The sequence below is a fragment of the Vibrio sp. 811 genome (assembly GCF_033339195.1).
Map to the genome: position 1 here is coordinate 100,553 of NZ_JAWOUB010000008.1, position 19,998 is coordinate 120,550.

A 19,998-nucleotide genomic window follows, 5' to 3' on the forward strand; every position below is an offset into this window, starting at 1 on the left:
AAAAGCCCCACCAGCAATGGCGGGGCTTTCTTTTATCTGGCTCCTATTCGCATAAACGCAGCCAGGACATAAACATCACAACTTTCGTTACGACTATTTGTCTTCAAATCGAAGTGCGAGCTGATAGAAATCTTGTACTTGGTCTTTCAACTGTCGGCTATTTTGCTCAACTGAATGTGTTGCTGCCAAGTTTTGTTCTGCGGTCGAAGCAATAGAATGAATGTGCTGGTTTACATCACTAGATAGCTTTAACTGGTTATTCGCCGCTTCTGCTACATCAACCATCAGCCCACTCATGGTTTGCATCATCTGTTCAACTTCAGACAAACGCAACGCGCTTTGTTCTGCTACTTGAGAACAGGCATCGGTTTGCTCTTTGTTTGCCAGAATATCTTTCTGCCAACTTTGAATCGTTGCCAACATAGTGGAGATAGAGGCTTGGATTTGTTCAGTTGCATTGGATGTTCGCCCAGAAAGCGCGCGGACCTCATCAGCTACAACAGCAAAACCACGACCTTGCTCCCCTGCTCTTGCCGCTTCAATCGCCGCGTTGAGTGCCAGTAAATTGGTTTGCTCTGCGATCCCACCAATCTCTTCCATCAAATGGTTCACCTTCTGCGCCTGATCACTCAGTTGATACGTCGTTTCCGTCGCTTTTTCAGCTTGAAGGCTTAACTTCGCTAGATTGGTGTGCGTTTGATCGATGGTCTCCTTCGCCATCAAGCATGACTTCAATGTATCATCAATCAACATATGGGCATCATTGGTACTCGAAGAAACCGAATTTGCCGACAACTCCACCTCTTGGGTAGCATCTCGCACACGATGAATATCGGTATTTTGCTGATTTAATGCAGCCGAGACTTCTGCTGTTGTTTGACTGAGCTCTTCGGCGCAATGCTGCAAAGGCAATGCGGAGTCAGTCATTCTTCCTAACACGGTTCGAATTCTTGCGGATAGCATTTTGATATGGAAATCGGCAATCGAAAATGCCGTGTTACCGGAATAGATCAAGCGACTTACGCTGTCATATTGCTTTTGTAACTTTTTAAGTTGCTGAGGTGTATCAATTAACTCTTGGCGGAATAACAGAGCCAGAACACTTGCAGGTAACGCACTTGCAAGCCAAGCCAACGGCCCTTCAACAGACAACGCATATGCGGTTGCAGGTGCGGTTAGTGCACCAAGTAGAATCGCATAGCGAATGGTTTCATTGATTTTCAACGACCAAGTTCGACCAGACTTCTCTGCAGCACGCATGCTTTTGTAGGCTTTTGTCGCAATATCAACCCACTCTCGCTTTGGTTTCACGCGCACTGATTGATACCCAACAACATGGTTGTCTTCGTAGATAGGGGTGACATAAGCATCAACCCAATAGTAACCGCCAGACTTAGTGGCATTCTTAACCATTCCACGCCAGGCTTTACCTTGTTTAAGGCGTGCCCACATGTCACCGAAAGCGGCTTTAGGCATATCATTATGACGAACTATATTATGGTTCTGACCGACAAGTTCTTCGTGAGTGTATTCAGCAACGCGGCAAAAGGCTTCATTACAATATGTAATAACGCCTTGTAAGTTTGTTGTTGAGACGAGTTCCTCAGACTCCCTCACGAGAGTTTCTTGAGCTTTATGAGAAATATTGGCTGACATAGACGAAACTTCTTTAGTTTTTATTGATTTTCGGCAAGATATATACAGGATTTTTATTTTTATTACAAAAAGTTAGATAAAAAGTCTTATCAAATCGACATTTTTATTGTGGGAATTCACATTATCGATAAAAACATAAAGAAGAGATTGTTGATTTGAGCTAATAAACAAACCCGACACGATCGGCCGGGTTATATATTAAGCCTCAATTAAGCGGTTTGTGATTCTGGCTTTTTATTCGTTTTTAACGCAAACATCGCGATAACGAGTAACACAAATGGAAGAACATACAAATTAAGATTCTGCCAACCTACGGTAGACTCAAGCCAACCAGATAGTAATGCGGTGATGGTGACACAACTGAACACGAAGAATTCATTAAACGCTTGAGCCTTGCTTCTGTTTTTCGCTTCATAGCTTTGACTAAACAGCCCGGTTGCTGCGATAAACATAAAGTTCCACCCTATTCCTAACAGGATTAAAGCAAGACTAAAATGCCATATAGACACTCCATGTATATTAATTCCAATACAAGCAACAAATAGCAACCCACCCGCCAAAATCATATTCTTAGCGCCAAACCGCTCTATCAGACGGCCCGTGACAAACGCAGGTGCAAACATACCCAACACGTGCCATTCGATCACTCCCGCCGCTTTATCAAAATCAAAGCCACAACCAATCATCGCTAAAGGAGTTGCTGTCATTAAAATGTTCATCACCGCGTACGCAACCATTGCCGCGATAACTGCCAGCATGAAATTAGGTCGACGAATAATCAGTCTCAGCTTATCCGCCTTAGCGTGTAGCGCCTGCGTGTGTGCAGGTGGAAAACGAATGGTTTGTAGCACAACCAACGCGGTTATATAAAGCACGACAAGCACAGCAAATGCACTAATGTATAAGCCATCATCTGACCACTGCTGCGAGTACACGGCCAGATTAGGCCCAAGGATCGCCGCTAACACCCCACCCGCCATAGATATCGAAATCGCCCTATGCCTTGCCGACTCTTCACACACTTCAATGGCAGCAAACCTGTATAGAGTACCGAAACCTATACCAACACCAAGCAAAAACGTAGACATGCAGAACAGATAGAAGTTTTGTTGACTTAATGCATACGTCGCTAGACTAGCACCCAAAATGCCAATGACATTACCAAGGCTAAAACCAAGGCGACGCCCTAACTTGCCCATAATTAGCGACGCAGGAATTGTCGCGGCCATCAGTCCCAAAAACTGCAGTGCAACTGGTAATGTGATAAAACTTGATGACGGCGCAAGTGTTTTGCCAATAAGGGCAATAACAGATATGAGTAAAATATTCCCTGTCATTAATAAGGCTTGGCAGAGGGATAGAAGCCATACATTACGATTCAATTCCAAATTCCTTTTGGTTACAGCGTATACAGATAACATATAGGAAAGCAGAAACAATAGAAAGATATGAGAGTAATTCTCAACAAAAAGAGCCAGAGGCATAGTACCTCTGGCTCTTCACTATTCACTTTTCGCTTTTAAAAAGTTTTTCTGTTGAGCTTACTTGTTGCGGCGCGCTTTTACTGCATCAGAAAGCTGACGAAGTACCGTTTCCGTATCTTCCCAACCAATACATGCATCAGTAATCGACTGACCATAAGTGGCTGCTTTGCCATCCACTAAGTCTTGGCGACCTTCAACTAAATGAGACTCGATCATCACACCAAAAATGGCTTCTTCGCCAGCAGAGATTTGTTCGGATACATCATCAGACACCAGCATTTGACGCTTGAACTGCTTCGAGCTGTTAGCATGGCTAAAATCAATCATCACTTTTTTCGGCAGACCTGCGGTGTCCAGCTCATCTTTAATTTGAGCTACATGTGCTGCACTGTAGTTTGGTTCTTTACCGCCACGTAGAATAATATGGCAGTCTGGATTACCAGCGGTTTCTACGATCGCGGAATGACCGTATTTTGTTACTGAAAGGAAGTGATGGGAAGCGCTTGCAGAACGAATCGCGTCGCTCGCTATTTTAATATTCCCGTCTGTACCGTTTTTGAAACCTACAGGACAAGAAAGACCAGAAGCTAGCTCGCGGTGAACCTGAGATTCTGTCGTACGAGCACCGATAGCGCCCCAACTGATCAAATCCGCCACGTACTGAGGTGTGATCATATCTAAGAATTCACTTGCCGTTGGCAAGCCCATATCGGTTAGATCAAGAAGAAGTTTACGTCCGATACGTAGACCATCATTTAGCTTATAGGTGTCATTTAAGTAAGGGTCATTGATAAGGCCTTTCCAACCAACGGTCGTACGCGGCTTTTCAAAATAAACTCGCATAACAACCTCAAGCTGCTCGCCCAGTTCATCACGTAGTACTTTTAGCTTTTTGCCGTACTCAACCGCGGCAGCCGGATCGTGAATAGAACACGGGCCAACGATCACGAGTAATCGATCGTCTTTTCCTTCAAGAATATTGTGAATGGCGTTACGGCAATCAAAAGTGGTCGAAGAAGCGGTTTCAGTCGCTGGGAACTTCTCTAATACTGCAACAGGTGGCAATAACTCTTTTACTCTATTTATTCTTACATCATCAGTTTGAAACATTACTTCTACTTCCTGGTTTTATTTCCGACCCCATTTTTACCAACTGAACTCATTGCAACATTGTTCACAAAGCGAGCAGCATCAAGGGCTGTGGTCATTTTCTGTCTAGCGTTTAAGTAACTTATCGGCTTAGGCGTAGACTTGCAATCAGTTTTTGCAAATAAATGCAAATAAAAACCACCCGTTAACCACTGCGCACAATGTAAAGTAAAGTTTACGAAAAAAAGTTCAAAATAATCATCAATTTTCTTATGCACCAAAAAATCTTTACTACAATGTAAGAAATATCAGAAGTTTGTGAGGTATTTTTGGGTAGTAAATGTTGATCAAGTTCAAATATATTGTTGCTTGATATGAAATGATTAGAATATTAAACTAATTTCTTATAAACGCTGGTTTTTTCTAATTTTTTGATAAAACGAAGTAGAAGTTAATATGCAATCAATACAAGGAAACATTATGAACAAAGTAGCAATTGCAGTAGCAGCAGTGGTAGCTGGTAGTAGCGCGCTTTTAAACTCTGCTCAAGCTGAAATGTACATCGGGGGCAAAGTGGGCATGACTACACTTGACGACGCTTGCTATCTAAATAGCCCTTGTGATGATGAAGCGTTCGGTGCAGGACTACATATCGGTTATGACTTTACCGATATCATCGGGCTAGAGTACGGCGTAGACTTCTTAGGCGACTATGAAGGAAACTCTAGGTCAGGGGCTAATACGATTAATACGATTGACGGCAATCTAACGGCTTTAACACTTGCACCTAAATTCAACTGGCACTTAAACGACTCTTGGAATCTATTTGCTAAGATCGGTGGTGCTTACATGATGTCTGATGACGAAACAGACTTTGTCCCAACAGGTTCTTTGGGTGCTGAATACTCGATCGATAGAAACTGGAGTGTTCGCGCTGAATACCAACGCTACCAAGATATGTCTGACGACGTGTGGGACGACATGGATGCTAACTTCTTTGGTATCGGTGTTAACTACAAATTCGCAGCAGCTCCAGTTGTTGCAGCAGTTGTAACGGAAGAAGTGATCGAGCCAGATCCAGAACCAGTGATGATGAGCAAGGTGCACAAAGAAGAGTACGGTACAGGTACGTTTGAATTCGATAGTGCTAAATTAACAGAGTCCGTTTCTGAACGTCTGGACAACTTTGTTTCATTCTTGAACGAATATCCTCAAGCTCAAGTAGAGATTACTGGTTACACGGATAGCTCAGGCCCTGCGGCATACAACCAAAAACTGTCTGAGCGTCGTGCTCAATCTGTTGCTGATTACCTAACCGCAGCTGGCATTGGTTCAGATCGTTTGACAGTTAAAGGTATGGGTGAAGAAAACCCAGTTGCTGACAACAGCACTCGCGAAGGTCGTGAGAAAAACCGTCGGGTAGAAGTTGTGGTACCTTCATTTGAATACCAAGAGCTAGTTCAACCAGAATAAGCATCTATGATTCATGATCGATGATGTGGTAAAAATTAATGGGGTGCATTTGCACCCCATTTTGATCTCATATTAAGGGATATTGCCACTATGGTTTTGGGAAAAAGATCAACTCATTATCTTGCACCATAACGCAATCCATACCAGCTGCATGCGCCGCTCGCTTCCCCAACTCAGTATCCTCGAACACAAGACACTGTGACGCCTCCAAGTCGAGTTGTTCCGCGGCCACCAAAAAGGTATCTGGAAAGGGTTTATGGTTCTCTACATCACTTGCGGTTACTACAACATCCAACTTGTCTAATAAACCTGCATGACTTAATAAGCGCATGGCACTTTCTCGTTGGCTGCCAGTCCCGACTGCAATTTTCTTATGGCCTAAATACTCCTCTAACACGATGTTCGTGCAAGGAATAACGTCACCATGAAGCTCCATAGCAGCGAATGTTTCCATTTTAAATGTCGCGACAGTTTTAGGATCTAATGAAAGCTCATGCACACGATTTAGTTCCTCAACAATTTTAAAGCTCGGCATCCCTCCCAAACTGTGAAACCATTCCTGGCAAAACAGAAAATCAAAACGCTCAGCAGTTGCTTGCCAAGCTGCCAAGTGGGCTGGCATGGTATCGATTAGAGTACCATCCATATCAAATATGAATCCCTCATAGGGTCTAAAATCAATCGTGCTCATGTCTTTTCTTCTATTTGTGCATCTGTAATGTTAATTTATCAGCTCTTTCAATCGTCCTTACCGGCATTTACTTATCATGCTCAAAATTTCGAACTCCGTCACAATTCAAGAGTGGGAAATTCAATTATCCCCAATTAGAGCTCAAGGAAATGGTGGCCAGAACGTTAACAAGGTAGCGTCCGCTATACACCTGCGCTTTGATATCCGGCATTCCAGCTTACCTGACTTTTACAAAGAGCGATTACTTGCACTTTCTGATAGTCGTATAAGTAAAGATGGCGTGATCATCATCAAAGCGCAACAATTTCGGACACAAGAACAAAATAAGGAAGACGCCCTAAATCGGCTTCAAGCATTGATAAAAGCTGCCGCTTTACAGGAGAAGAAGCGTATTAAAACGAAACCAACCCGCGCTTCTCAACGCCGACGACTTGATACAAAAAACAAGCACGGAGCGAAAAAACAGCAACGTAAAAAAGTGCTGTATTAGTGCATGTCGTTTTCTCGACATGTTAGTTGAACAACGTTTGCTAGCCCTTGGAAATCTCATTGGATTTCTCTTTTTAGTTACTTATTCAGGAAACAACAATATGACTATTAGGCAAAAACTCTACTTCCTCGGAGTTATCGCCATTTTAGGCATCGTGGCCCTTTTGGGTACGTCATCCCATTTTGAAAATAAGAGCAATGATCTTAATCACGCCATCAAACTCGTTGGTGATCTAGAAATACGCTTACTCAACTTACGCAGAAATGAAAAAGATTTCCTACTACGTAGTAATGACAAATATCTAAATAAATTTGACGCCAATGTTGACAAGTTTATAGACACAGAAAAAGAGCTTGCGAACATACTCAAGAGTAATGAATTACCTTCCAGTCAACAATTTAAGCAAGACTTGCTCGCATACCAAAGGGGCTTTCAGAATCTGGTCAGCGCTTACCAACGATACGGGCTTGATTCAAAAAGTGGGTTTCTCGCTGGTTACGAACAAGCACTATTAGAAGCAAAACAACGTTCAGACCACCAGCAGTTATTGGCATTAGTCCGTTTTGACTCTGCGGTAAAAGCAGGACTATTCAATAGTGACTTGCTTGAGGGGCAATATGCTCCGGAGCTTATCAAAACAGGTAAGCAATTGGCGGCCCAAAAGCAAGTTGTTGGGGTTGCTTATGACAAAGGCCTACTCGGTGAAACTCGCGCATTATCTCATGCCGTAGAAGAGCAATTTGAAACCTTTTCCACAGCCCTTAGCTCTGCTGCCGCACAACGTGATGAACAAATGTCGACCATCAAGCAGGTCATTACAGCTCTGATCTTAGTCGTTATTTTCGCATTGATTTGGCAAATTTCACGTTCAATCAATACGCGAGTGAATAGCTTACTTGGCACCATTCGAAGTATCAGCGAAACGAACAACATGGGACTTCGATCTGATTTGAAAGGTCAAGACGAGCTATTTGATATCAGTCATCACCTCAATGACCTATTGGATAAGCTTGAGCATCTAATTAGTAGTACCCAAGAAAAATCGGCGCAACTCACTGCAAGTACCGATAATATGCATCGTGAGTTAGAAGGCGTTATGGAGCAATTCCACACTCAAACTGACCACACAGCATCAATGGCGACGGCAGTTCAGCAAATGGTTGCCACAATAGGTGAAATCTCTGAAAGCACATCAGTTGCGGTAGAAGGCGTACATCAGGCAGCGAATAATGCCGAACAAGGTCGAGGAGTTGTTGAGGCGACGGTAACCAACATCGGTCAACTAACCACGATTTTATCAAACAGCCAGCAGTCGATTGGCTCGCTGAATCAGCATGTAGATAAAATTGGTGGTGCCGTGAACATCATCCAAGAAATTGCAGAGCAAACCAACCTACTAGCTCTCAACGCAGCAATTGAAGCCGCGCGAGCAGGCGAACAAGGCCGCGGGTTTGCAGTTGTCGCCGATGAAGTACGCGCCCTAGCTAGCCGAACTCATCAATCCACAGAGGAAATCACGCGGGTCGTTGCAGATATTCAAACTCAAATGTCTACAGTTGTTGCTGATATTGATCAATGTAACGATCAAGGGCAACAAACACTTAATGCTTCTGAAAAACTGGATTCTAGCCTACAGCAGATCATCACTGACATGCATTCAATTCAAGGTAATTCGGAGCGCATAGCTTCAGCAATTGAAGAACAAGGTATCGTGATGAACCAAGTTAGCGGTTCAATCACCGAGCTAAACGCAATATCTGAGAATAACATGCAATCCGCTCAGGAATGCTTGCATGAAGTGAACTCTGTCTCTGCTCAAGCTCATGATATGGATGAAGCCGTTGCACAATTCAAAACTGCGCTAAAATAACCCTTTTCAAAATAGAAAGCCCGAAGCAATCATTGCTTCGGGCTTTTTTTCAATTGTCACTTCGTGCTTACTGCGCACTTCGGATGTGATTATTCATCATCAAGAGGAACCAGCTTGGTGTTGCCGCCATGAACTTTCTCACGCTGTCTTTGCACCAGAGCGTAGAAGCCTGGGATCAAGAATGTACCTGCTAGAAGCACACACAATAGACCACCAATCAGCGACACGCCGAGTGAGTTTTGACTCACGTGCCCCGCGCCAGCAGCAAAGATAAGCGGGAAGATACCCAGGATAAATGACCAAGATGTCATATTCACAGCGCGGAAACGTAACGTGCCTCCTTTAACCGCTGCACTATCGATATCAGCATCTTTTTCTTCACGCTCTTGCTTGGCGAACTCCACAATCAAAATTGCGTTTTTCGCCGCCAAGGCTATGAGCAAGACAAGACCAATTTGGGCATACAAGTTAAGCGGCGTGCCAGTTAGATTTAACGCAAGGAAGGAACCTAACGTGGCTACTGGGACCACCAAAATAATAGCCAGTGGAATACTCCAACTTTCATACTGAGCCACCATAAACAAGTAAATGAAGATCAAAGCCAGCGCAAACGCATAAATGGCTTGGTTGCCCGCAAGCACTTCCTGATAAGCCATACCTGTCCATTCATACGTGTACCCTTGCGGAAGAACTTCCGCAGCAACGCGTTCCATTGCGGCAATCGCATCACCACTAGAGTAACCCGGAGCTGGTTGGCCTTGAATGATAGCACTGCGGTACATGTTGTAACGCCACGCCACATCAGGCTCAAACACTTGCTCGTAGCTCACTAGCGTACTTAACGGAACCATATCACCGTTCGAAGAACGAACATGGAAACGCTCTAGATCTTCCATGCTGCTACGATGCTGACTATCAGCTTGCATGGTTACGCGGAAGTTCTTACCAAACATGGTGAAGTCATTCACATAAAGCGAACCTAAGTTGCCTTGCAAGGTTTGGAAAATAGACGACAGCGAAATACCTAATTGCTGCGCTTTCTCACGATCGATATCAACGTAGTAGTGCGGAACATTCGCGCGGAACGTGCTAAACGTGTAGGCAATTTCAGGCGCTTGGTTAGCCGCTTGGATCATTTCTCCCATGACCATCGACAAGTCGGTACGACTTCGCCCTAGCGTGTCTTCAAGCACAAACTCAAAACCAGACGCAGCGCCCATACCAGGAACCGCTGGTGGTCCCATCGCAAAAACAACCGCTTGAGGTAACTCTGTCGCCGCTCGCCCGTTAATACGTGCCGCGATAGCATTAGCAGAGTGCTCTCCTTGCAGCGAGTTACGAGTATCCCAATCATGCAATTTGATAAATACAGAAGCACCGTTTGATGCTGCTGCGCCTGTCATAAACGAGTAACCGTTCGCAACCGTCACACCATCCACACCAGGCTCTTCACCGATCATTTTCATTAAATCATTGGTGACTTCTTCAGTACGTGATAAAGAGGCTGAATCTGGTAACTGTACGTTAACCAGCAAAATGCCTTTATCTTCTTGAGGAACAAACGCTGTAGAGGTGGTTTTCGCAAAGAAAGTGACCGCTGCGATAGCAACTATAAAGAACGTCACGAGCAGTAAAGACTTCTTCACCAAGAAACCAGCGATCTGGCCATAACGCGTAGTGATGCGCTCTAAGCCTCGGTTGAAAGCCTGGAACCAGTTAGCGGTATTGCCCCCACCCTGCTTCAATACCAGAGAACAAAGTGCTGGAGACAGCGTCAATGCATTGATGGATGAAATCACAACCGAAATACAGATGGTCAAAGCGAACTGGCGATACATGATACCGGTGATACCTGGCAGCATGGCGACGGGTATGAATACCGCAAGTAGAACCAAGGTCGACGTGATGATTGGTCCCGTTACTTCTTTCATCGCTAGCAACGTCGCTTTACGCGGTGAAATGCTTGGGTCTTTCGCCATGGTAGTATCGACGTTTTCGATAACCAGAATCGCATCGTCCACCACGATACCAATCGCAAGGATCAAGCCAAACAAAGTAACCGTATTAATGGTGAAGCCCGTTGCCTGCATGATGGCAAACGTACCAATCAGAGAAACGGGGATCGCGACAACAGGAATCAACGTTGCACGCGCACTACCCAAGAACAAGTAAGTTACAGCAATCACCAATAGAATCGCTTCAATCAGTGTTTTTACTACCCCTTTGATCGATTCAGATACGAACACGGTTGTATCGTAGCTGGTCTCGTATTCCATTCCCTCTGGGAAGTTTTTGCTCAAGCCTTCAAGGAGCTCCATGACGGCCTGACCACTTTCTAACGCATTCGCATCCGATTGAAGAGACAACGCAACGATTGACGCGTCCTGGCCACGGAACTTACCGTTACCATCGTAGAACTTTTTGCCTAGTTCAACGCGAGCAACATCTTTCAGATAAACCGTAGAGCCATTGGGATTAGCTCGAAGGACTACGTTCTCAAACTCACTCACGCTTTCCAAGCGACCTTTGGTCACAAGGTTAAACTGAACTTCTTGCGGATTGTTGTATGGTGCTGCACCTACACGCCCTGCCGCAACTTGAACGTTCTGTTCAGCCAAAGCGGCGTATACGTCTGACGTGGTTAGCTTAAGGTTGGCCATTATTTCAGGATCTAACCAAACACGCATTGCGTATTCGCCACCACCAATCACGTTAACTTCACTGATACCTTTCGCACGAGCCAACTGATCTTTTACATTCAAGTTAATGTAGTTAATCAAGAACTGATCATCGTATTTGCCATCAGGTGAATAGAAGTTAAGTACCATCAGCAAGTCAGGTGAACGCTTTTTCACCGTCACACCAACCATGCGAACTTCTTGAGGCAGTTTTGACTCAATCTGTGACACGCGGTTTTGCACGTTAACTTGCGCCATATCTGGATCGGTGCCAACATCGAACGTGACGTTTAGGCTGTAAGAGCCATCGTTCGCGCTCTTTGAAGACATGTATATCATATCCTCAACGCCGTTGACTGAGGTCTCTATGGGGTCCGCAATGGCCTGCTCGACAACTTCCGCACTCGCGCCAGTGTAGTAAGCCGAAACGCTTACTGATGGCGGGCTTATCTGTGGGTACTCAGCCACTGGCAAAATCGCCAGTGAGATCGCGCCGGCTAGCGTTAATATGATCGAAATAACCAGCGCGAATTTAGGTCTCTGAATAAAGAAACGACTTAACATAGTGCCCCCTACTGCTTATCTTCAGCAGGTGCTTGAAGGCGCACTTCTACACCATTACGCACACGTTGTAGGCCTTGTGTAATAACCGTATCTTCCTGATCGAGCCCTTCTCGAATGATAATGCCTTGTTCAACCTGAGGGCCAAGCTCGACGTTACGACGCTCTGCCACACTTCCCTCAGCCATCACCATCACAAAGTCACCTTCTAAGTCAGTCTGTACGGCACGTCGTGGGATAACAATAACGTCTTTCGTGTTCTTATCTCTCAAGTTCACTTTGATGTGTTGACCCGGAAGTAACTTCTGCTCTGGGTTTGGCACTAGCGCGCGCATAGCAATCGTACCCGTTTTGGTGTCAATACGATTACCTAAGAAATCAAGCTTACCAAGATGCTCAAAAAACTGTCCATTTTCCAGTTCAAGCTGAACTTCAACGCGGTTTGATTCAGCCGAGCCATCACCTTTTACTTGATCCATACCCATAGCTAAACGCTCACGCTCACTCACACTAAATGAGGTATGAACGGGATCTAAACTCACCAGAGTTGTCAGCACGCCAGATGATGGAGACACCAGATCACCCGTACTCACTTTGGTATCACTAATACGTCCGCTAAAAGGTGCTCGGATTTGAGTATAGGAAAGGTTAACTTCAGCAAGTTTAAGTTGAGCATTTGCCGCTTCTAGCTCTGCTCTCGCACCAAGAAGTGCCGCAGTTAAAGCATCAAACTCAGATTGAGAGATACTACCGCGAGGCAACAAGTTTTTACCTCGAGTATGATCTAATTCGGCTTTTTTTAGCGCCGCTTTAGCTTGTGCAAGTGCGGCTTTAGCACTCGCGACTTGGGCTTCAAAAGAAGATGGCTCGATAGAGTAAAGGAGCTGCCCTTTTTCTACCATTTGCCCTTCTTCAAAGTGACGAGCTTTTAAGTAGCCAGAAATCTGCGCGGTAATATTGGTATCTTCTACTGCTTCAATGCGACCGATATAAGACTTGCTCGGTTGGTAGTCGATAACCGTGACATCCTGAGTCACTACGAGAGGCGCTTGACCTTTCGTTTGGGCATTATTAGCTTCCCCGCATCCAGCGAGGATTGCTGTAGCCGCCATTAGTGCGACAAGTGGTTTCTTTTGCATGTATTTACCGTCTTTATAGAACAGGATATTGTTGAATTCCTATCAACCTTACTCCTTGCTGCCACTGAAAACTTCACTGAAAAGCGCCCAAGGTGTTTCTAAATGTAAACATGAGAAACAAAAGGAAAATAAAGTAATTTAGTTAACAGTGGTATTCAATGAGCAATATACATACAACTCAATCATAACTATTTAATATACGCCTTAGGAGATCGCGAATTTTAGCGTGTGCTTGGAAACACTAACGGGAGTATTGTATTCGGGCGTAAAGTGAGATTCAGTGCTCAAGATAAGAACGTTTTTTGGCTAAAAAGGTAAAAAGTGACGCCTTCATACTCAAGACCCCGATTTTGACTATTTTTTTAATATAAATGGGTTATCATTCAATTAATTCAACGCCTTCGACAGAGAGGATGACTATGATTTCTAAATGGGCGAAACGCTTTTACCAGATGGCAGAACTAGTGGCGTCTTGGAGTAAGGACCCATCAACACAAGTCGGTGCCGTTATTACTAAACAGAATCGCATTGTATCTGTTGGATTTAATGGCTATCCGCATGGTGTTTCTGACAGTGTCGACACCGATGAGCGCGAGTTGAAATACCTTAAAACACTGCACGCGGAAGAGAACGCAATTTTGTTCTCAAAACGTGACTTAGACGGATGTGATATTTGGGTAACGCATTTTCCTTGCCCTAACTGCGCGGCAAAGATCATTCAAACAGGGATCTCACACGTACACTGCCCTGAACAGTCTGAAGACTTTTTATCTCGCTGGGGAGATAAAATCCAAGTCAGTCAAGATATGTTCGATCAAGCGGGTGTGAAAGTCGACTGGTTACCACTAGAAGACATTGAAATTGAAGACAAAGACGTGCGCTAGTATTCCATCTTAATATTTAAATAGCCCAGAGAGATCTGGGCTATTTTGTTATTAAATCTGCAAGAGGTCTCGACGTAGTCTTTTAACTGTGTTTTTTCGCTGTAAGCTCAGCAATTTTGACGATAACGAGTACTGATTTTTCCATCATTTCAACAGAAATAAACTCATGAATTCCGTGGAAGTTAAAACCACCGGTGAAGATATTCGGGCACGGCAAACCCATAAAAGATAAACGAGCACCATCTGTACCACCACGAATAGGTTTTATAATCGGTTCCACATCACACGCTTCCATCGCTTGCTTTGCCAGCTCAATGATATGAGGGTAAGGCTCAACCATTTCTCTCATATTGTAATAGCTGTCTTTTATTTTTAGCTCTACAGAACCATGGCGTAAACCCGTGTTCATTTCATCGACGAGTTTCTGCATAAAGGCTTTTCGATCCTCAAGTCTTTGACGGTCAAAGTCTCTAATAATGTAACCTAGCTCGCTTCGTGCAACGCCCATTTCTGCCGATTTTAGATGGAAGAACCCTTCGTAACCTTCGGTTGTTTCCGGAGTTTGATCTTGGGGCATTTGAACTTGAAATTTCGCAGCCAAGTTCATCGCATTGACCATTTTGCCTTTTGCAGTACCTGGATGAACGCTAACTCCATGAAAAATTACATCAGCGTTTGCTGCATTAAAGTTTTCGTATTCCAATTCACCTTGTGGGCCACCATCTATAGTGTATGCCCATTTCGCGCCAAATTTTTTAACATCAAACAAATCTGCACCACGACCGATTTCTTCATCCGGAGTAAAGCCGATACAAATGTCGCCGTGTGGAATGTCTGGGTTTTCCAGTAGCAGAGCTACCGCGGAAAGAATCTCTGCGATACCGGCTTTGTTATCCGCGCCAAGTAATGTAGTGCCATCGGTAGTAATAAGATTGTGGCCATGTAGGTGATGTAAATCGGGGTATTGCACGGGAGATAACACTTCATCCCCCAACCCTAATGCAATATCGCCACCTTGGTAATCTTCGATGAATTGCGGCTTTACGTTTTTGCCAGATGCATCCGGCGCGGTATCCATATGGGCAATGAAGCCGATAGGAGGAACCTCATAATCAATATTGGCTGGCAGTTTAGCCATCAAATAGCCATTTTTATCCAAAGTCACGTCACTTAAACCAAGCTCGATCATCTCTTTTTTAAGTAACTCAGCAAACACAAGCTGACCAGGTGAACTTGGGCAAAGCGTCACATGTGGATTGGATTGGGTATCAAACGTGACGTATCGAAGAAATCTTTCAACTAAATGTTTCATATTTATTCTCATTGTTTTGTACGATGAGGCCTTATCACGCATTATAAGCTGACGTTGCCTCATCAAACCTCACGCTATGTTACGCTCTTAGTTCAATAAGAATTTGCTTTGAATCATTTTTTGATAAGAAAGGCTTTTGCGCTTTGCTTCCGCTCATTGAAGCATGAATTTAATCTAAAAGTTCCTCTGCCAGTACTCGCCACTCTTTAACCTTTTCACGAAAATGACGCCATTGCTTATCGGTCATCGAACGAGAAACATCTAATGTCAGTTGATCAACCAATGCAAAGTTAGAGTCAATATTCAGAGAAAGCTGCTCACTATAATAACTCTCTGGCTCGAACAAGAGTCGCATAAATATATCTTGATAAGTCACAACATTAGATTTGTTGTCGAACAAGTATTCGAGCTCTTGATATACCGTGGCTCGATAATCTCTCCATAAAGGGCTGTTTAAAATAACTTGCTGAGAAAATCTTTGAGCTAATTGACGCTGATTTCCTGATAGATTCCCCAGCCATTCTTCCATCCACTCTTCAGTGTTATCCAGAATAATTTCACGCACTTCGTCTTCTGTCTTATCGGCATATTTTGCGTTTCGCTCTTGATAATGTTCTTGTACATTACTCAAAAACTCGCGTTCTTGCTCTTTCGTTAATTGCAAACTTAACGCAAAAAGATCTGGTGCTACTTTGCTGACCACTCTATCGTAATGCGCTCGCATTCTATCTCGATTTTTTTGTAAGTAATTTAAGGTGATATCGCTCGCTTTTAATCTCTCAAGGTCTTTTAAATGTTCGATATATATTGGTAACTCCTCTTTCTTGTGCCAGTCTGCCAACAATAATAAACGCTCTTCCACTAGGACTTCTTGTTCCCCTTGCAACGAGACATAGTCCTCTAAGTAATCGAGCACGAACCAATCGATATTGCTGTATAAAAACTTTTTCGCACAACCGGCAAGCAGAAATACGAAACAAAATAGAAGGCCATAACGAAGCGCCTTATTAGATACATCCTTTAATTTAGTCACTTATTCGTATTCCCTTTTCTGTTGATTAAGTTCTATACTCAACCTGTATCACTTAGTATTGCGGCAAACTTACACCAGTGTGACAAATATTGATTGCCACCTTAATAATATATAGAGTTTGAAATTAACTTTTTGATCACAGCTATCCGCAAAAAAGTGAGTTAGAGCGCAATTATCGGCTAAAAAACGTACCGAACGACGCTCCCTATAACGGCATATAATTTGCATGGATGTTTTTTGGATGGTTTATGGAGGCGAAGTATGGCAGCCGCTGAGCAACTTGATACCAGTGTAGAATATGAGATTCGATATTTTGAACAGGGGAAAATGCACTGCATGAGAGTCATTGCTGAAAGCAAAAAAGTGGCTTATCAGTACTATTTGGAGTGTGGTAAGCACAACAGTGACTTGTACTCTATTCGCCCAGACAAGTAAAAAAACCGCCTAACAGGCGGTTTTTTTATTCGTCAGAAACAATATAACTATTTGATTTTATTCATTATTACAGATTAAAATCCAACAATGTTATTTGATGTCGCCAAAGCGCTCAAGATAAAGGACGGTTGCTGCAGTACGAGAAGGGACTTGAAGCTTTTTAAGTAAACTCTTCATATGTACTTTAACCGTAGACTCAGAGATAAAAAGACGATCGGCAATTTGCTTGTTGCGGAAACCTCTTGCCACCTCTCTTAAGATCTGAGATTCACGATCGGTCAGTGTATCAAACACGTCCTCTTGCTCTGAACGTTCACTCAAATACTTAGAAACTTCTTGGCTGTATGCCTTGTCCCCTTGGTGCGCTTGTTTTAGCAACTCAACCAACTCATCGGGCTCAGTGTCTTTCAATAAATAGCCATCGGCACCACTTCGAACTATTGCTTCGATATCTGCTGGGCTATCTGAAACGGTTAGAATGACAATTCTGGCTTCACAGCCATCTGCACGCAGTGCTTGCAAAGTATCAAGGCCAGACATGCCTTTCATATTAAGATCAAGAAGTACAAGATCCAGTTCCAGCTCATGCGCTTTCGCTACTGCATCCGCGCCATTACTTGCTTCTGCAATAACCTCAAACTCAGACTCAAAGCTTAAAAGCTGGTGGATACCTCTTCGCATGAGTGGATGATCATCCACCAGCATTACTTTACACACTGTCACTGTTTACTTCCTTACTATGTTGGAATTCTAATTTTACGGTACAACCTTTGTTTATCGATGCTTCGATGTGCAGATCGGCATGCAGTCTAGCGGCCCGCTCTTGCATGATACTCATACCGTAATGATTTAATTTTTCGTCTTGATGTTCAAAGCCTATTCCATCGTCGCTAACGGTTACTGTGACTTTTCCATCATTATCGAGACATTGAATGTGAATATTATCTGCTTGCGCATGTTTGATAGCATTAATTGCCGCTTCTCTTATCAACTGTAGTAAATGAACCTGCTGATGTGCATCCAGTTCAGTTGATGAAAGTCTATTTTTTAGCGTAATGTCCGCAGCAGTTTGTTCACTGAGCGTTTCAACCATGTCTTGCAATGCTTGGCCAAAACTGCCCTCTTTAATCGTAAGACGAAACGTCGTCAGTAACTCGCGTAACTGCGTATAAGCCGCAGATAAGCCCGTATCTAGCTCAGCAATAACTTGATTAGCCTGCGCGATCGCCTTTTCGTCAGGCAAGTTCTTTACGCTTCTCTTTAACAAAGCGACCTGAATTTTTAAGTAAGAGAGTGCTTGAGCCAATGAATCATGCAACTCCCGAGCAATAGTGGCTCGCTCTTCCATCAGCAGAATTTGTTCTGCTTGGCGCTGCGCCCGATTGTAATACACGGCGCGTGATAAAATCTGCACGAAGTTGTCAATAAGAGCCTCGTTCGGACAAGGTAACCCTGCTTTCCAATATAAATAACCCAAGTGCTCGCCATCTAGCATCAGGGCTTTACCGTGGCAATCTTCATCACAATCTTGGCAGCATTCTTCTCCTTCCATCAATATCCAGCTCGGTTCTCCCAGCTGCTCGATTTCAAGTTTGGCCGCTTTAATGCCCTCAAGACTGACGATATGCTGCAAAATCGCCTGGAAATTGTCTTGATTAATACGCGACGCCGTGAGTTCTTTTGACGAGTCATACAGCACTTCTAAAGACTGGTTGGCATGCTGCAATTTACGTGTTTTCTCATCAACCGCTTGTTCTAATCCTCGGTACAACTTACCAAGGTCTGTCGCCATCCGGTTAAAGGTTCGAGTCAGTATTCCCATTTCATTATCGCTAGATACATTGAGCGATATATTGAATGAGCGATTTTTAATTTGCTCGCTAGCAAAAACTAAGGCACGCAGAGGCCGAACAACTTCGAGGCGCACAAAATGAACGACAAACATACTGACACAAAGAATGCCCCCCAACCCTAACCCGCCGATCCAGGCTAAGTTAATCAGTTTTTGCTCCGAAAAGCTTTGCAGCTTAAATACAAACTCATCGATTTGTTCAACAAAACCGGCCACTAGGAGTTGATATTCTGCCGGGTTGTCTCCTCTCAGCACCGCCTTGAGTTCATGCCATCTGATAATAAGACGGTAGTAATCGTGAGTGATGTCTTCAGGCACAGACCAATGCTGAAGCGCTTTCATTGAAGGTGAATATATCGAATGTTCAAATGCGTCAATATGTGAAGAATAGTCAACAGATTTAACCTGAATATCATTCGCCAGACGGTAGCTTTGCATTCGCATTGAGCCAGCAACATTGACGGCTTCAGCATCGTTCAAGCTAGACGCTAAAGTAAAAATCGCAAAACCAGTCGTAGCGACTGAGAGCAGCAAAATAAGAAGCATCGCGGACGCAATCGTGCGCGTCACCGACTTTTTCACATTTTTAAACAATCTGAGTTCCTCGCCAATTAACAATCCTATTTGTACGTGCAATGAACCCATTACCTTTCAACTTTATCAATATGTGATCACCTGCGACGGAATTTATTGATCCAAAACAATATTGCATACCATTTACCCCCTAAGAGGTATTTATACAAATATGTCAAAAACTACAATTTCGTTAGTTTAAATGACAGTTTATTAATGAAAATTGTGGACTATGCTTAGTTTGGGTTCCAAGTTTCGAGGTGACTAAGTGGTAGACCTTTCCAGAAGAAGACTCTTTGCAAGAAAAGCGCACCCCGACAACGCCGTACGTTTGCCTTGGTTAACTAAACCGCAACAGTTTACGGACGATTGCACTCGCTGCGGTAAATGCATTGAGGCCTGTGAAACAAAGATTATAACCAAAAGTGATGGCGGATTCCCCTCGGTCGATTTTTCCATCGATGAATGCACATTTTGCTATCAATGTGCAAACGCCTGTCCTGAGCCCCTTTTCTTGCCAGAAACAGAACAACCTTGGCAAGCAAAAGCAAGTATCAACGATAACTGCTTAGCAAAACAAAATGTCGAATGCCGAAGCTGTGGGGATATGTGCGACCCGATGGCAATTCAGTTCAAATTAGAACTGGGGAAAGTAGCACAACCCAATTTAGACCTTGATGAGTGTAACGGCTGCGGCGCCTGTGTTTCAGTGTGCCCGACTTCATCCATCAATGTGAGCAATACAACAGCCTAAGCCGAATGTCGTCGGCCAAAGGCA

17 protein-coding genes are annotated in these 19,998 nt (G+C 43.8%); 6 read left to right on the top strand and 11 right to left on the bottom strand.

Going from position 1 to position 19,998, the window contains the following annotated elements:
* Positions 1–93: 93 nt before the first annotated feature.
* The 4 genes from R7Q46_RS14215 to R7Q46_RS14230 form a co-directional block, all read right to left on the bottom strand.
* Positions 94–1,656: a methyl-accepting chemotaxis protein gene (locus R7Q46_RS14215; RefSeq protein WP_213871419.1), complete on the bottom strand. Its 1,563-nt coding sequence runs from the start codon at positions 1,654–1,656 to the stop codon at positions 94–96.
* 209 nt (positions 1,657–1,865) lie between these two features.
* Entirely contained in the window at positions 1,866–3,038 is a 1,173-nt protein-coding gene (locus R7Q46_RS14220; protein WP_021035943.1) for an MFS transporter, read from the bottom strand.
* 159 nt (positions 3,039–3,197) lie between these two features.
* On the bottom strand, positions 3,198–4,250 hold the full coding sequence (aroG, locus tag R7Q46_RS14225) for a 3-deoxy-7-phosphoheptulonate synthase AroG (RefSeq protein WP_017635200.1): 1,053 nt from the start codon (positions 4,248–4,250) through the stop codon (positions 3,198–3,200).
* 5 nt (positions 4,251–4,255) lie between these two features.
* Positions 4,256–4,507, bottom strand: a complete 252-nt coding sequence (locus tag R7Q46_RS14230) for a hypothetical protein (protein WP_151515721.1) — start codon at positions 4,505–4,507, stop codon at positions 4,256–4,258.
* Positions 4,508–4,709: 202 nt separating this feature from the next.
* Between R7Q46_RS14230 and R7Q46_RS14235 the strand changes: the two genes are divergently transcribed.
* Entirely contained in the window at positions 4,710–5,702 is a 993-nt protein-coding gene (locus R7Q46_RS14235; RefSeq protein WP_005373499.1) for an OmpA family protein, read from the top strand.
* A gap of 88 nt (positions 5,703–5,790) precedes the next feature.
* Here the strand turns inward: R7Q46_RS14235 and R7Q46_RS14240 are convergent, their stop codons facing one another.
* Positions 5,791–6,393: a beta-phosphoglucomutase family hydrolase gene (locus tag R7Q46_RS14240; RefSeq protein ID WP_318077557.1), complete on the bottom strand. Its 603-nt coding sequence runs from the start codon at positions 6,391–6,393 to the stop codon at positions 5,791–5,793.
* Positions 6,394–6,469: 76 nt separating this feature from the next.
* On the opposite strand from R7Q46_RS14240, the gene arfB reads away from it, so the two are divergent.
* Both arfB and R7Q46_RS14250 read left to right on the top strand, forming a co-directional pair.
* Positions 6,470–6,883, top strand: coding sequence for an alternative ribosome rescue aminoacyl-tRNA hydrolase ArfB (gene arfB, locus R7Q46_RS14245; protein ID WP_017635196.1), 414 nt, complete (start codon positions 6,470–6,472; stop codon positions 6,881–6,883).
* A 100-nt stretch (positions 6,884–6,983) separates the two neighbouring features.
* On the top strand, positions 6,984–8,753 hold the full coding sequence (locus R7Q46_RS14250) for a methyl-accepting chemotaxis protein (RefSeq protein ID WP_213871420.1): 1,770 nt from the start codon (positions 6,984–6,986) through the stop codon (positions 8,751–8,753).
* 89 nt (positions 8,754–8,842) lie between these two features.
* On the opposite strand, the gene vmeZ is transcribed toward R7Q46_RS14250, so the two are convergent.
* Together vmeZ and vmeY are read right to left on the bottom strand one after the other, a co-directional pair.
* Entirely contained in the window at positions 8,843–11,995 is a 3,153-nt protein-coding gene (gene vmeZ / locus R7Q46_RS14255) for an efflux RND transporter permease subunit (protein WP_213871421.1), read from the bottom strand.
* Between the two features lie 8 nt (positions 11,996–12,003).
* Positions 12,004–13,131 carry a multidrug efflux RND transporter periplasmic adaptor subunit VmeY gene (vmeY, locus tag R7Q46_RS14260; protein ID WP_017635193.1) on the bottom strand — a complete coding sequence of 376 codons (1,128 nt, stop codon included), beginning with the start codon at positions 13,129–13,131 and terminating at the stop codon, positions 12,004–12,006.
* 419 nt (positions 13,132–13,550) lie between these two features.
* Here vmeY and R7Q46_RS14265 point away from each other — a divergent pair, with 419 nt between their 5' ends.
* Positions 13,551–14,015: a dCMP deaminase family protein gene (locus tag R7Q46_RS14265; RefSeq protein WP_005373515.1), complete on the top strand. Its 465-nt coding sequence runs from the start codon at positions 13,551–13,553 to the stop codon at positions 14,013–14,015.
* An 82-nt stretch (positions 14,016–14,097) separates the two neighbouring features.
* Here R7Q46_RS14265 and pepT read toward each other — a convergent pair whose 3' ends face one another.
* Both pepT and R7Q46_RS14275 read right to left on the bottom strand, forming a co-directional pair.
* Positions 14,098–15,327 carry a peptidase T gene (pepT, locus tag R7Q46_RS14270; RefSeq protein WP_053304524.1) on the bottom strand — a complete coding sequence of 410 codons (1,230 nt, stop codon included), beginning with the start codon at positions 15,325–15,327 and terminating at the stop codon, positions 14,098–14,100.
* A gap of 169 nt (positions 15,328–15,496) precedes the next feature.
* The gene (locus tag R7Q46_RS14275; RefSeq protein WP_262647044.1) at positions 15,497–16,360 is read right to left on the bottom strand and encodes a DUF6279 family lipoprotein; all 864 of its coding nucleotides are present in this window, start codon (positions 16,358–16,360) and stop codon (positions 15,497–15,499) included.
* A 261-nt stretch (positions 16,361–16,621) separates the two neighbouring features.
* On the opposite strand from R7Q46_RS14275, the gene R7Q46_RS14280 reads away from it, so the two are divergent.
* Positions 16,622–16,795 carry a hypothetical protein gene (locus R7Q46_RS14280; RefSeq protein ID WP_005373524.1) on the top strand — a complete coding sequence of 58 codons (174 nt, stop codon included), beginning with the start codon at positions 16,622–16,624 and terminating at the stop codon, positions 16,793–16,795.
* A 90-nt stretch (positions 16,796–16,885) separates the two neighbouring features.
* Here the strand turns inward: R7Q46_RS14280 and R7Q46_RS14285 are convergent, their stop codons facing one another.
* Positions 16,886–17,518, bottom strand: coding sequence for a response regulator (locus R7Q46_RS14285; protein WP_262647045.1), 633 nt, complete (start codon positions 17,516–17,518; stop codon positions 16,886–16,888).
* On the bottom strand, positions 17,505–19,241 hold the full coding sequence (narQ, locus tag R7Q46_RS14290; protein ID WP_031781281.1) for a nitrate/nitrite two-component system sensor histidine kinase NarQ: 1,737 nt from the start codon (positions 19,239–19,241) through the stop codon (positions 17,505–17,507). The genes R7Q46_RS14285 and narQ overlap by 14 nt, the downstream gene beginning before the upstream one ends.
* A gap of 247 nt (positions 19,242–19,488) precedes the next feature.
* On the opposite strand from narQ, the gene napF reads away from it, so the two are divergent.
* Positions 19,489–19,974 carry a ferredoxin-type protein NapF gene (gene napF / locus R7Q46_RS14295; RefSeq protein ID WP_005373529.1) on the top strand — a complete coding sequence of 162 codons (486 nt, stop codon included), beginning with the start codon at positions 19,489–19,491 and terminating at the stop codon, positions 19,972–19,974.
* Positions 19,975–19,998: the final 24 nt, after the last annotated feature.

Excerpts from the sequence above, each read along its gene's own strand:
- R7Q46_RS14215 (WP_213871419.1), bottom strand. The coding sequence starts at position 1,656 with ATGTCAGCCAATATTTCTCATAAAGCTCAAGAAACTCTCGTGAGGGAG.
- aroG (WP_017635200.1), bottom strand. The coding sequence starts at position 4,250 with ATGTTTCAAACTGATGATGTAAGAATAAATAGAGTAAAAGAGTTATTG.
- R7Q46_RS14235 (WP_005373499.1), top strand. The coding sequence starts at position 4,710 with ATGAACAAAGTAGCAATTGCAGTAGCAGCAGTGGTAGCTGGTAGTAGC.
- R7Q46_RS14240 (WP_318077557.1), bottom strand. The coding sequence starts at position 6,393 with ATGAGCACGATTGATTTTAGACCCTATGAGGGATTCATATTTGATATG.
- arfB (WP_017635196.1), top strand. The coding sequence starts at position 6,470 with ATGCTCAAAATTTCGAACTCCGTCACAATTCAAGAGTGGGAAATTCAA.
- R7Q46_RS14250 (WP_213871420.1), top strand. The coding sequence starts at position 6,984 with ATGACTATTAGGCAAAAACTCTACTTCCTCGGAGTTATCGCCATTTTA.
- vmeZ (WP_213871421.1), bottom strand. The coding sequence starts at position 11,995 with ATGTTAAGTCGTTTCTTTATTCAGAGACCTAAATTCGCGCTGGTTATT.
- vmeY (WP_017635193.1), bottom strand. The coding sequence starts at position 13,131 with ATGCAAAAGAAACCACTTGTCGCACTAATGGCGGCTACAGCAATCCTC.
- R7Q46_RS14265 (WP_005373515.1), top strand. The coding sequence starts at position 13,551 with ATGATTTCTAAATGGGCGAAACGCTTTTACCAGATGGCAGAACTAGTG.
- pepT (WP_053304524.1), bottom strand. The coding sequence starts at position 15,327 with ATGAAACATTTAGTTGAAAGATTTCTTCGATACGTCACGTTTGATACC.
- R7Q46_RS14280 (WP_005373524.1), top strand. The coding sequence starts at position 16,622 with ATGGCAGCCGCTGAGCAACTTGATACCAGTGTAGAATATGAGATTCGA.